The organism is Alteromonas sp. AWM4_230 (assembly GCF_056158305.1).
The window spans coordinates 2,148,958-2,161,748 of record NZ_JBSWTB010000001.1 but is presented as its reverse complement, the minus strand read 5'-3'; the positions used below and the strand labels follow the sequence as shown (position 1 = coordinate 2,161,748).

Sequence of the window (12,791 nt, the reverse complement as noted above, 5' to 3'; positions counted from 1 at the left end):
TATTCCTTTACGCGAAGTCGAGGGGTGACGGGGTTGAGGCATTTCTCACAAAGTCATGTGAGTGCAGCATCTGTTCTAGCAGAAGCTTTTGTTCATCAGGCAGCGTCAGCCTTGGCAATACACTCACCATCATGAGTGACAGAGCATGATAACGCTGCATTGTGCTATCCATATGACTGTTTAGCTCATCAAACTGACAAGACTGGGTAATAATTAAAGATATCAAATCTACTAATAGCGCCCTATCTGCATCTGAGGCAATAAGAATATCTCGCTTTGATAGTGACTCAAAAAGAAAGGCTAATTGTTTATTTAAGCTCGATAGTATGTGCTGTCTAGGCCGAACAATGCTCGGGTATTTTTCCGCCAAGTCAGCTGGACTGCGATAGAAAAAGCGAAATACATGAATACTGTCTATGAGCAAATACAGATAATACATAATTTCTTCGGGATGAAGTGTATCGAGCTTTTCTCGATTCAGTATCTTCTGCATTTGTTGTTCATGCATTTTCATCAACGCGTTAACCAGGCTGTCCTTGCCTTTAAAGTGGTAATAAAGGTTTCCCGGACTAATGTCCATCTCAACGGCGATATCAACACTGGTTACCGTGTTTTCGCCGTGCTCGTTAAATAACGTTAGCGCGGTGAGTAGTATTTTCTGCGCGGTTTTCATAGTTCAGTCCGACCCTTTGCCAACCCTGTGCGTTAGTTTTTACTAATGGAACACCTTACATAAACACCAGATAAAGTTGGGCAACACCAGCTACCATACCTAAAATAGCGCCCGTTACGATGAGTTTCCACTCATCTTGCTGATAAGCTGGGCGCAACACCCCTTCGAATTCTTCAACACTCAGTGCCTGCATGCGCTCGCTCAAATCGTGCCCAATCTGCATCGCATTGTTGGCATAATCAAAGGCATAAAGTAAGTATTTATCGGAATTATCAAATATTTGACGTACGGCTAGCGCCTTCATTTGATGGTAATTTTCTGACCCAACACCTAGCGCAAAATAAGGTTGCGCGATAGCTACATAGCGTTCAATAGCGTCGTTAACATGAAGCTCGATTAGTTCTAAAAGCTGCGCAGAACCAGAACCGTGCAATATAACGTGGGTAATGTTTTTCGGCGTTATCAGCTTTTTTTCAATAATGCTTGAGTAAACTTCTGATACTTCTTTTTGCCGCTTTAAAAACATACCTTGAATAGTAATAGGCCCCAGTTTTCTCGGGCGTTTGGGTTCGAAAATTATCTTGATGGCAATCCAGTTGGTAGCATAGCCCACAAGCAGTCCACCTAACGGTAGAATCCACCATGCTTGATAGAAATACCAAAGCAGCATGGTTGGTAAGCCGAACAGGAAGCCGAAATAAAAGCCAGAACGCACTATAAATGGGAACTCTTTGCTGCCTGCGGTTAAGAAAATCTCATTAACGAGTTCTGGAGTATTAACCAGTTGCTCAACCACCAACTCTTTAATATCCAAAATTTCTGAAACGTTATGCTGAAAGTCGTCCACCATTTTGTGAACCACATTGGGGATGTCGTTTTCGATACGCTGGTAAACTAAATTTTTGCCTTGCACAGGCAAAGCAGCCCAAAGTTGAGGCGCTGATTCGGCCATTACGTCATTGACGACTTTGCGTATAACCTGCCCTAAGCGGCGCTCAATAGCCTTCGTTAGTTCATCTGCATCTAAGCGCTGCGCTAATTCTTCAACACTTAACAATTTGCCTAAAACTAGCTCAACCTCGATCTCTGCCATTTGGCGGCGCTTTGCGGGAATGAGCCCCTGCCATCCAAAGAAAGGCTTAATACCTACGAACTCTATGGGGTAAAACATCATTTTTACCGCCAAATAGTTAGTCAGCCACCCGACGATGGCACTAATTAAAGGAATTGATAGCAGGCTTAGCGTTTGAAAATTCCATTCCATACTACAAAAAAGAGGTCCACATTATTATTTTCACTCTCAGGCTACTGAGTGCTTATGAAATGGTCAATGTAAAAAACAAAATTACTGCTAATTGTTGATTGAAAACAACCCTCTGAAAGTCTAACTATTAAAAGATACCGCCTTGAGTCACGCGCTAAAAGCACAAAGCGGTTAATTAAGAAAAAGGGTTTAGGTAGTGGATTCTAAATTTACGCCATACACTCAATATAGCGTAGAGACCGCTGTTGATGTGCGCAGGCTTACCACATGCTTTTTGGCAAATGCCGATAACTGCGCCACTTAGTAAACAGGGTTCGAAATACGTATCTATCCTTTACTGGTGTTAAACGCACCTGTTCGCTCGTCATATAAGAAAAGGCAACAGTGCTCATCAATTAAAATAGGTAATCGTTATGGCAGTATTCGATTTTCGGTTAAAAAAACTTGAACATGATATTGAACATGCAAGCAGTTACGATGAATATGAAGCCGCGTGCCTAGCGCACGATGCGCTGTCTGGCGCTGACGAGTGGAAAGCAGAAGATGCCAGCGATGACTATGACTACAAGCTTATTCGAAAGCGTGTTCAACGCCTACAGCTTGCTAGAAGCAGAGGCGATTTACATGCTCTGATGTCCATACTGCACGAAGGGCTACACGGTAATTTGGGCAATATCGCCAACCCTATACTGCTTAGCCAGTGCAAAATTGGCACTAAATACCTTATTGAACAATTTATTGATGAAGTGATATTGGCGCTAGAACAGATCTATAACGCCGATGAACAAGACGTAGACTTCTATGAAAAGCTATCGTTTTTTGACGAAACCGCGCACGCCTTCGGGCGAAGCTGCCTCATGCTGTCAGGTGGCGCAGGCTTAGGTTTTTTTCATGCAGGTGTGGTTAAGTCGTTAAACGAAAAGAATTTACTACCTACCGTAGTGTCTGGCTCAAGTGCAGGGTCGATCATTGCTGCGATGTTAGGCACGCGAACGCACGACCAGTTGCTAGAAGCGCTAAGCGCTGATTTTATATACGAAACCTTCAAACATTGGCGAAGCTTTGCAGGTCTTGGGAAAAAAGGACTATTTGATAGCTCAGTACTTGAAAATGCACTGATTGAACTGTTCGACCTTACAACCTTTGAAGAAGCCTTTAAGAAGACAGGACGGCACATAACCGTAACCGTTTCCCCCGCGGATTTGCATCAGCATTCACGACTGTTAAATGCCAAAACCTCGCCCAATGCTATTATTACCCAAGCGGTACGTGCATCGTGTGCGGTACCCGTTATCTTTAGCCCTGTGCAGCTAAGAGCGAAAACTCCATCTGGCGAGATAGTTCCTTATATCCCTAACCGACGTTTTGCCGACGGTTCGTTAATGGCTGACCTCCCCTACGAACGGTTAGCTAGGTTATACGGTGTCAATCACAGTATCGTTAGCCAAACAAATCCGCTAGCGGTGCCGTTCATTTCATCAAATCGCATTGACCCCAACTCGCTATGGGATATGTCGGCACGTCACATTGGACAACTTGCAAAAACCAATAGTATTTTCGCTATCGATATCATTGAACGTTTGACTGGGAATAAGAGCGCCAAGCTAGCAATTCACAAAGTACGTTCTATTATTGATCAGCAGTATGTAGGCAATATCAATATTTTACCCAAGCGCCAAATAAGGAATTTATCTCAGGTATTGTCTAACCCAACCCGCGAAAGCATTAGCCAGTTAATTGTAAGTGGTGAGCGGGCATCATGGCCGCAACTACATGTTATTAAAAGAAATACCAAAATTAGTGAAAATTTACGGTATCATTTAGGTCAATTGAAAAAACGTGAGGCAGTAGAGCTTGGGCACGAGGTTAGGTAACCTTTGTGTCGCTTGGTCTGTCCTGAATTGCTTATAGCAACGTAATAGCAATTCGCAGCATCATTTGAAAGGAAGACGGTGAGCGCACAAAGCCAAAACCCCGATAGCATTTTTACGCAGCAGGTAAAACAACTTATCAACATGATTTATCCTAAAGACTCGGGCTTCGGTTCGGTTTTTGAGGATGCCAGTCATTACTTTTCCCTCACCCCTTCTCTCGAGCAGCATATTGAAGAATTAAAAGCACAGCTTAAACGAATTGAAGGTAATAAAAAGAAAGAATTATTAGCTGAACAGCTTGCCCAACAAATAAAAAATAGCTCAGAAAAACTTGAAGAAGAGCGTTTAGCGAGATTGGAGCGTTTGGACGCTGTAAGCACTAAAATAATCGAGCTCTGTGAAGGCGATAACTGGCAAGAAACACAACAGCTAAGCGCTAAGCTGCTTGGAACTATAATGTTGCTGACACGAGGGCCTGAGGGCAATTTCGCTCGTGTGCATATGCGCTTCAAACCGCTTTACAAGGCTGTTTTAACTTTACGTTTGGTAGATAGACTTTTAGAACACGACACTATCGCCCACAGATACTTATCAAAGTATCGTGAAGCCGCCTCTCGCTTTCGCGGAAACCGCTATTGGCGAGACAAATGGAAAACTGAGTTAGGCCGCCCTCTTATCACCGCCGCCCTTCTGCAAGATATTGGTTTACAAAGCCCTGCTGCGCAAACCATATTAAAAGGTGAAAATGGCGACCTAGATGAGTTTCGTTTGTTAGAAGAATCGCAGCGAAAAGACCTGCTGAAGCTAAACTATCACTTCACGTTACGTTACTTATCCGATGGTTTAGGGCAGCCTAACTACGTAGGTAACAACAAAGAAGAAAGAGACCGTTTTAATCAAACTCACAAAGACGCTAACGAATTTTTGCTGAGTTTGGTTAAAGACGCCTTTGTGTCAAAAACCGGTTTAGGCGAGATTGTAAAAATCCCTCAAATTTACGTTTCCATCGTGCTTTCTACTAAGTCAGACTACTCACGAATGAGCTTACCCAAGGGGTATATGCTAATTGAGCAACTTGCGAAGAAAGGTAGCCTAAATAAACAATTAGCACAGGACTTTGTTGAGCTGGTGGGCTACTTCCCGCAAGGTTTTGGAGTTACTTATATTCCTGTGAATGAAAAAGGCCAAGAAAAAGACCAATACGAGTGCGCCATAGTAGTTGGATTGAACCCCGCGAACCCCGCAGAACCTTTATGCAAAGTCGTGACAAGGAACCAAAAATACATCACTAGCGGTGCGCAAGAAGTCATTCCAAAAGGCAGAAACCTGTATTTCCCTGCGAACAGAAAAAAGTTAATGCGCGTGGGCCAAGAAAGGTTAGGCGAAATTATGAGCCAGCTGTCGAACAATTTCACGCCGGATGCTATTGACGATTTAGTGCCAAGCTTTTGGGAACCCTATGACTTCTTTGGCTTTAAAAAACACCAGAATTTGTGGACGAAAAATAGTTAATAAGCGGTAAGTTTGAAGCATAAAAAAACGCCCATTTAAGGGCGTTTTTGTTGAACCTTATTTATGACCAAAGTGCCGTTATACATCGCGACATGATGAAGTTAGTCGAGGTTCATTCATAATGCCAGCTCGTCGGTAGGTGTTATTATTTTCCGTATTATTGTTAACGGCTCTCATATTATGACGTATCGCAGCAGCATGACAATCCTGTGCATCTTGGTATTGTCTAACGAAAAAGCCCTGTGCGTCATAAAGCGCAACCGCGCCGCTATTTGCTTATGGCTGTTGCTGTGCCATTTCTGTTGAATCGCATGCCGTTAAAAAAATTACAGACGCTACTAAAAGTATTCTCATGCCACATTCCTTCATTTAATGTTCAGTTAAACAATAGGTTATACAAACAACATCTGCAAGTGTTTATTGAACAATAATCAAACAGCACTACCCAGAAATGAGATCCACTAGTAATTTTGATAACCACCACTGCAAGTATAAATTGTCATTATCAATTACTTTGTTTGTACAAACCAACCGCCAAAAGCTTCGTATATTCGGTAGGGGGCTGCAAACAGTGCAGCGCCGACACCTCGCTCAGGATCTTTAGTTTTATCCAAACGCGCTTAGTCCTGAGAAACAAAAAAGACATACTTTTAACGAGTCTTTTTACTCGTCGTTCTTAGTGCTTTCAGACGAACTCGTTGCACTGTTAGTCGTGCTCTTGGCCGGTGTTGCCTTAGTACTAGCTGTTGTTTTACGTGCTGTACTCTTAGCTGCCGTTGACTTTGCCGCAGTCCGTTTGTTAGCTGTTCCAGTAGCGGCCTTTTTAGTCGAACTAGACGATGAAGCGGCCGTTGTAGTGGCTGTTTTTGCTGTACTCGCTTTGCGGGTACCGGTAGTTGTCGACGAGGCCGTTGTTGACTTAGCTGAAGCACTTTTAGATGCTGCGCTCTTAGTGGCAGCAGCCTTACTTGCAGTACTTGTTGCTTCTGCTTTTTTAGCCGCTTCTTTTGCAGCTAAAAGGGCTACTTGCTCGACAAGCAAATCCACTTTTGCACTCAACATTTCAAGTTGCTGCTCTTTCTGTTGACGTTTTTGACCACCTGATAATGCTGAAAATAACGGCGTTGATGCCACCAGTTTTTGCGCAGTGTCGACTAAAGCGAATGGATTAAGTGTACGCCTAAGTTCACTTTCCACTTCAAGGCCTTTAACCTGCATAGCGTTAATGGTTTCGTGTGTATCGTCAATTCTCTGGCTGACCACACCTGCAGCTTGGTCTAGCTTTTCAGATAATAGGTCCGAACCAGCAAAGAGCCATCCAAATAAGGGGGACGATTTCAGAGGTGAAGCGTTGCTACCATTTAGTGTTGTCGTTTTTCTTTCGGCAACAGGCACAATTTCTGGATTAGGGATATTTTTGTTGCTCATAACGCCTCCAATGCGGAGATTTGTAAGCATGGCAGTGTAAGGGCTATTCACAGCCTAGTCTCAAAGCTTTGCTAAATAGCTTACTTTAAGCTTGAACGCACGGCTTTCACTGCCACTCAGTTGCAATTTTATTAGTACCCTACTTTAGCGAAGTAGTAATCAAAAACTGCATTTTGAGCACCGCAAGCGGAGCCCAAAAAAGACTATCGCTTTACTTGCTTGCCGCCAGTTTAGCAACAGCTTCAGTCAAGGCATCGATTTTAGCCGACAGCTCTTCAATACGCTGATCTGCTGGCTCAGAATCAAGACCAAGTTTTTTGCGAACGTCAGCTACACGATTTTCCACATCGTTAGTAGTCGATTTAAACTTGCTCTTAGCATCGTCTTCTAGCGTTTCACCTTTAGTCACTAGCTCGTCGAACATTTTGTTCGCTTCTTCGCTTAGTTTCTCGTAACGCCCTTGCGCTTCTTCAACGCTTTTACCATAAGCGCCTAGGCCTGCTAACCAAATTTTACGCGCCATCTCTTCGGCTTCGTTAATTTTGCCTTTAATTGTGTCAGTAGTAGTCATGTTCAGCTCCTATGAATGCTAAATTTGAGTGTGTTTCAACACCATGATTAAACTTTACGCTTAACAATTAGAATCCGCATACTAAAAACACTAAAAAATAAAAAAGCCCGAAAAGCGTGTGCTTATTCGGGCTTAAATACTGAAGCGCTTGTTCTTTGAAAAGCGAACCAACTTAAGTAACGACTGACGTCAATTTTCCCTAAGAACGCGGCTGCTTACAGCGGTACACCTGCAAGATGCAACACAAAGGCATATTCTAAAGCAGTTGATTCAAAACGCTTAAAGCGTCCCGACGCGCCGCCGTGCCCTGCTTCCATGTCGGTCTTAAACAGAAGCAAGTTATCATCTGTTTTATACTCTCTAAGTTTCGCAACCCACTTCATAGGCTCAAAGTATTGCACTTGAGAATCGTGTAGCCCTGTAGTCACCAGCATGTGTGGATAATCTTTAGCTTCTATTTGGTCGTAAGGCGAGTAAGACAGCATATAGTCAAACTCATCTTTATTTGCTGGGTTACCCCATTCGGTATATTCACCTGTGGTCAATGGAATAGTCTCATCGCTCATCGTGGTCACCACATCAACAAACGGCACGTGGGCACTCACCCCTTGGTAAAGCTCAGGGGCCATATTCACAACAGCTCCCATTAGCAAACCACCTGCGCTACCGCCCATTGCAAATACGCGATCTTTATCAGCGTACTGTTTAGCGATTAAGCCTTTTGATACATCAATAAAATCAGTAAATGTATTCATTTTTTGATGCATTTTGCCGCTCTCATACCATTCACGCCCCAGCATTTGCCCACCGCGAATATGCGCAATGGCAACAACAAAACCTCTGTCTATCAAAGAGAGCCAGCTGCTTCTAAATGTAGGGTCGATAGTTGCACCATACGAGCCGTAGGCATATTGATATAGCGGATTAGAGCCGTCTTTTTTGAACTTATCTTTACGATAAACCAAGGACACTGGAACCATAGCGCCATCTCGCGCCTCAATCATTACTCGCTCTGAGGCGTAAGCTGAAGAATCAAAGGTGTCAGATACATGGGTTTGCTTCATGACTTCACTCTCAAGCGTATCAAGGTTGATATCAATGATAGAGCCTGGCGTAGTCAATGAGCTGTAATAGATTCTAAGCTTATTAGTATCCATTTCAGGGTTGGCATTAAAGTATGCACCGTAAATAGGATCTTGAGTTGGTATAACCTTTTGCTCGTTTGAAGTTAGGTTGTGTACAACTAAGCGCAGCATGCCATTTTCTTTTTCTTTCACAACCAGATGATTTTTCATCACTTCAATACTTTGAAGAAAGACCTCTGGACGATGTGGGACTACTTCTTGCCATTTTGACACGTCACTTGTGGCATCTAATGGCGCCTTCATTACTTTGAAGTTTTTTGCATCAATGTTAGTTAATACGTAATAGCCGTCACTTGCTTTTGCTACGCTATACTCCTGGCCATCTTCAATGGGTAAGAATATTTCTGATTGAGATGTAGGGTTATCAGCATCGATCAAAGTCACGCCAGTTTTGTCAGTGTGAGAATGATAAATATAAATGACACTGTCGTCTTTGCTTTTACTGATGTAGGTATAAAATGTAGGGTCGCTTTCTTCGTAAACTAATACATCGTCCTCTTGTGAGGTACCCAGCTTATGGCGATACACTTGATAGCCTAGAAGGGTTTGCGGGTCTTTTTTCACATAAAATAAATGTTCATTGTCGTTAGCCCACACTGCGTTGCCTGACGTGCCTTCTAGAACATCGTCAAGCTTTTCGCCGTTATCCAGGTTTTTAACGTATACGGTATAAATTCGACGACTAAGCGTGTCTTCAGAGTACGCCATAAGCATGTTGTTACTGCTTACCGCGTAACTACCAATACTGAAATAGTCATGTCCTTCAGACATAACATTCGCATCAAGCAACACTTGCGGCTCAGCATCTAGCGAAGGCTTTCTTAGATATACAGGGTACTCGTTCTCTCCTGAATAACGGGTGTAGTACCAGTAGCCGTTATCGAACACAGGTACAGTGGAATCGTCTTTCTCTATACGAGAAACCAGCTCTTCATAAAGTGCTTCGCGGTTTTCTTTGAGCGGCGCAAGTACAGTCTCTACATAGCTGTTTTCTTGCTCTAGATGCGCCAATATCTCTTCATCTGTGCGTAAATCATCGCGCATCCAGTAATAATTGTCGTTTCTAGTCACTCCATGCGCCGACATCTCATAAGGCACTTTTTTCGCTATTGGAGCATCTACTTTTGTATTTAACATAACTGATGGAGCCGCCTTGTCTAACTCTTGTTGAACGTTTTCCGTTTTGTTCTCAAGGCTACAGCCTGACATCAGCCCGCCTGCAGCTAGTGCTATCCATATGAATTTCATTATTTTTCCTTTATCTCGCGTTTGATTACGTTTATCCACGCTTGGTGCTTTATCGCTGTCAAAAAGTGTTTCTTCAACACTGTTGTAATTTTGAATTTGTGCGCAAAGAGCCCTTCGCTGTTTTATATAACGAGTATATATAAATGAAAGTGAGGTTCTAGCGTTAATGGCAAATGCATGGGGGTAAGGCGGGGATTAAGTGTTACAAAATATACACGCCTTACAGGCAAACAAATATTGTGCAGATTGCACAAACAAAAACACCGCATAACTCATAGAGAAATGCGGTGTTTAAAATAAAAACGTGTTATCTAATTTGGAACAACGTTTATGCTTCTTTGAACCTAAACGTCACTAACCTTAATCGACTAAATCCTTTGGCATTTCGTCACGAATGGCTTGCCACACCTTACCACTCTCAATACCGTAGTTTCTTACCACAACAGGAACCCTGTCGTATTCGCCCTTCTCTGCCGCATCAAGCAGGTCTGCGTAATATTTCATGGCGATATCTCGTGCCGGCTGATGCGAAAAGAAGTACCCACCTATTCGCGAGTACAGCCCGCGGAAACCATTCATCATCAAAACAAATACGTTGTTGTTAGAGGCAAGCGCTAGATCATGAGTCATCTGATAATCAAATTGCGCAAACGCTAACCCTTCTTGCTCAACATCTTTGTATCTCGCGATAATATCTGCAGACGCTTGAGGGTTGTTTCGAATAGCACCTCGAATGAAAACCGCACTTAAATTAGTGCGCGCAGCAAGCAAATTATCGACAAGCTCAGGAATGCCCTCTTGGTCTAAGCGAGCAAGAGTTTCAAGAATGTTCAGACCGCACGTTTCCCAGAAGTTGTTTACCTTGGTTGGCTTGCCGTGTTGAATGGTCAACCAGCCATCGCGCGCCAAACGCTGTAATACTTCTCGCAAAGTGGTTCGCGTTACACCAATTAACTCAGAAAGCTCTCTCTCTGCAGGCAAAATGGTGCCAGGTGGAAATCTTCCACTCCAAATAGATTCAACAATATATTCTTCGGCGAATCCGGCTGGACTCTGTGCCTTATAAATCATAACTAATCGCCTGCACGTTCTTGTTATTTTGCAACTGATTGTACCAGATGCTGTTTTATTATCACAATGAATTATGCTTCGTCCACTAAAGGTTTTAACAACTTGTTAAAATTTAAGTGTTATTTCAAAAACCATAAAGCAACGCTTGTTTACTTTATGTTCAAAATAGTCAGCATTTCCTATCTTAATGATAATTATCATCAAAAAAGTGATAAATATTCAGTGACTTTCATATGGTGGGGTCTGTGAATTGCTTTCTCAAGGCGGTAATATCATGTACGCTTAATTTCCGACTATAATGACAGCAACGAAACGGCGGTTATACGAACTAAATCGTACAGCACCAGCAGTTTAAGTATGCAATAACCGGAACTACACAGTATAAAGATGCGCAAAATGCGTGCTTTGTTGTAAAAGGAACAGGAACTCATGCAAACCTCAATGATCGCGGCGATCTATAAGAATTTCCTGGGACATGCGCCCGACTGGTATAAAAAAACCATTATTGCCTTTCTCATTGTTAATCCCTTCATCTTTATGGTGGACCCATATATAGCTGGCTGGACGCTTGTCATTCAGTTTATTTTTACGCTAGCAATGGCGCTTAAATGCTACCCGCTCCAACCAGGCGGACTCCTACTTATCGAAGCCATGTTTATCGGCATGACGACACCCGGTCATATGATGCATGAGATTGAAGTGAACTTAGAGGTTCTGCTACTGCTTGTATTTATGGTGGCTGGCATCTACTTCATGAAAGATTTACTTATGTACTTATTCACCAAATTGGTTATTAAGGTACGTAATAAGCTAATACTGTCGCTTTCATTTATTTTTGCCTCTGCATTTCTATCGGCTTTCCTAGATGCGCTAACGGTAGTGGCGGTAATCATCAGTGTCGGCTTGGGCTTTTACTCTATTTATCACAAAGTGGCGTCGGGCAAAGAGTTTCATTCAGATCACGACCACACCAGTGATGACGAATTAGGAAGTCACGACCTAGAAGACTTCAGAGCGTTTTTACGCAACCTTATGATGCACTCCGCGGTAGGTACAGCCCTTGGTGGTGTTATGACCATGGTAGGTGAACCACAAAACCTGATTATTGCAGACAAGGCCGGCTGGGACTTCGTTGAGTTCTTTATCCGCATGGCGCCTGTCACACTGCCAGTGTTTGTATTTGGCTTGTTAACTACCGTCGTGTTAGAAAAAACCGGCATGTTTTCTTACGGTGCAAAATTACCTTCGGCGGTAAGACAAATTTTGGTCGACTACAACGACCATATGGACAAGGGCCGCAGTAAGCGTGAAACCGCTAAACTGATAGTACAAGCGCTAATTGGTGTTTGGTTAATCATTGGCCTTGCTACGCATATGGCGTCAGTGGGTCTTATCGGTCTGTCAGTTATTGTACTTGCTACTTCAATGAGCGGTGTTATCGAAGAGCACGCACTTGGTAAAGCGTTCGAGGAAGCACTGCCATTTACCGCACTACTTTGCGTATTCTTTGGCGTAGTAGCCGTTATTATTGACCAAGGCCTTTTCCAGCCGGTAATCCATTGGGTACTGTCGTTTGAAGGCGAAACGCAAATGGTTATGTTCTATCTTGCTAACGGTGTGCTTTCGATGGTGAGTGACAACGTGTTTGTGGGCTCTGTTTATATCACTGAAGTCACAGCTGCTCTACAGGCCGGTCAAATTACACGTGACCAGTACGATATGCTTGCTGTAGCAATCAATACGGGAACCAACTTACCCAGTGTGGCAACACCAAACGGTCAAGCTGCTTTCCTATTCTTGCTGACCTCAGCCATCGCGCCACTGCTTCGTTTGTCGTACGGCCGCATGGTTATGATGGCATTGCCATATACGATAGTACTTACTATTGTTGGTCTGGTAGCGACCTATATTGGGCTTGCTGATGCTACTCAGTGGCTATACGACATGCACCTTATAGAACACCACACTGCAGCTGAAGCAGGCGCACAAGCGGTAGGTCATTAAT

The 12,791-nt window shown here is 43.2% G+C and carries 9 protein-coding genes; 3 read left to right on the top strand and 6 right to left on the bottom strand.

Translation table 11 applies throughout. The features are described from left to right. Positions 1–7 precede the first annotated feature (7 nt). Entirely contained in the window at positions 8–673 is a 666-nt protein-coding gene (locus ACXACS_RS09210; RefSeq protein WP_474805965.1) for a TetR/AcrR family transcriptional regulator, read from the bottom strand. A 55-nt stretch (positions 674–728) separates the two neighbouring features. Next, positions 729–1,937 carry a DUF445 domain-containing protein gene (locus ACXACS_RS09205; RefSeq protein ID WP_474805964.1) on the bottom strand — a complete coding sequence of 403 codons (1,209 nt, stop codon included), beginning with the start codon at positions 1,935–1,937 and terminating at the stop codon, positions 729–731. Between the two features lie 413 nt (positions 1,938–2,350). Here ACXACS_RS09205 and ACXACS_RS09200 point away from each other — a divergent pair, with 413 nt between their 5' ends. Both ACXACS_RS09200 and ACXACS_RS09195 read left to right on the top strand, forming a co-directional pair. Then, positions 2,351–3,811 carry a DUF3336 domain-containing protein gene (locus tag ACXACS_RS09200; RefSeq protein WP_474805962.1) on the top strand — a complete coding sequence of 487 codons (1,461 nt, stop codon included), beginning with the start codon at positions 2,351–2,353 and terminating at the stop codon, positions 3,809–3,811. Positions 3,812–3,889: 78 nt separating this feature from the next. After that, the gene (locus ACXACS_RS09195) at positions 3,890–5,323 is read left to right on the top strand and encodes a hypothetical protein (RefSeq protein ID WP_474805960.1); all 1,434 of its coding nucleotides are present in this window, start codon (positions 3,890–3,892) and stop codon (positions 5,321–5,323) included. Positions 5,324–5,986: 663 nt separating this feature from the next. Here ACXACS_RS09195 and ACXACS_RS09190 read toward each other — a convergent pair. The 4 genes from ACXACS_RS09190 to fadR form a co-directional block, all read right to left on the bottom strand. Next, positions 5,987–6,751, bottom strand: a complete 765-nt coding sequence (locus tag ACXACS_RS09190; RefSeq protein WP_474805959.1) for a hypothetical protein — start codon at positions 6,749–6,751, stop codon at positions 5,987–5,989. 211 nt (positions 6,752–6,962) lie between these two features. Continuing rightward, on the bottom strand, positions 6,963–7,322 hold the full coding sequence (locus tag ACXACS_RS09185) for a phasin-related domain-containing protein (protein ID WP_025255732.1): 360 nt from the start codon (positions 7,320–7,322) through the stop codon (positions 6,963–6,965). Between the two features lie 215 nt (positions 7,323–7,537). Next, positions 7,538–9,715, bottom strand: coding sequence for a S9 family peptidase (locus tag ACXACS_RS09180; protein ID WP_474805956.1), 2,178 nt, complete (start codon positions 9,713–9,715; stop codon positions 7,538–7,540). 360 nt (positions 9,716–10,075) lie between these two features. Next, positions 10,076–10,786: a fatty acid metabolism transcriptional regulator FadR gene (fadR, locus tag ACXACS_RS09175; RefSeq protein ID WP_474805955.1), complete on the bottom strand. Its 711-nt coding sequence runs from the start codon at positions 10,784–10,786 to the stop codon at positions 10,076–10,078. 429 nt (positions 10,787–11,215) lie between these two features. On the opposite strand from fadR, the gene nhaB reads away from it, so the two are divergent. Continuing rightward, positions 11,216–12,790, top strand: a complete 1,575-nt coding sequence (gene nhaB / locus ACXACS_RS09170; protein WP_474805953.1) for a sodium/proton antiporter NhaB — start codon at positions 11,216–11,218, stop codon at positions 12,788–12,790. The last annotated feature ends 1 nt before the right edge of the window (position 12,791 follow it).

Bases quoted from the DNA above. Each gene is read 5' to 3' on its own strand.
- ACXACS_RS09205 (WP_474805964.1), bottom strand. From the start codon at position 1,937: ATGGAATGGAATTTTCAAACGCTAAGCCTGCTATCAATTCCTTTAATT.
- ACXACS_RS09210 (WP_474805965.1), bottom strand. From the start codon at position 673: ATGAAAACCGCGCAGAAAATACTACTCACCGCGCTAACGTTATTTAAC.
- nhaB (WP_474805953.1), top strand. From the start codon at position 11,216: ATGCAAACCTCAATGATCGCGGCGATCTATAAGAATTTCCTGGGACAT.
- ACXACS_RS09185 (WP_025255732.1), bottom strand. From the start codon at position 7,322: ATGACTACTACTGACACAATTAAAGGCAAAATTAACGAAGCCGAAGAG.
- ACXACS_RS09190 (WP_474805959.1), bottom strand. From the start codon at position 6,751: ATGAGCAACAAAAATATCCCTAATCCAGAAATTGTGCCTGTTGCCGAA.
- fadR (WP_474805955.1), bottom strand. From the start codon at position 10,786: ATGATTTATAAGGCACAGAGTCCAGCCGGATTCGCCGAAGAATATATT.
- ACXACS_RS09180 (WP_474805956.1), bottom strand. From the start codon at position 9,715: ATGAAATTCATATGGATAGCACTAGCTGCAGGCGGGCTGATGTCAGGC.
- ACXACS_RS09200 (WP_474805962.1), top strand. From the start codon at position 2,351: ATGGCAGTATTCGATTTTCGGTTAAAAAAACTTGAACATGATATTGAA.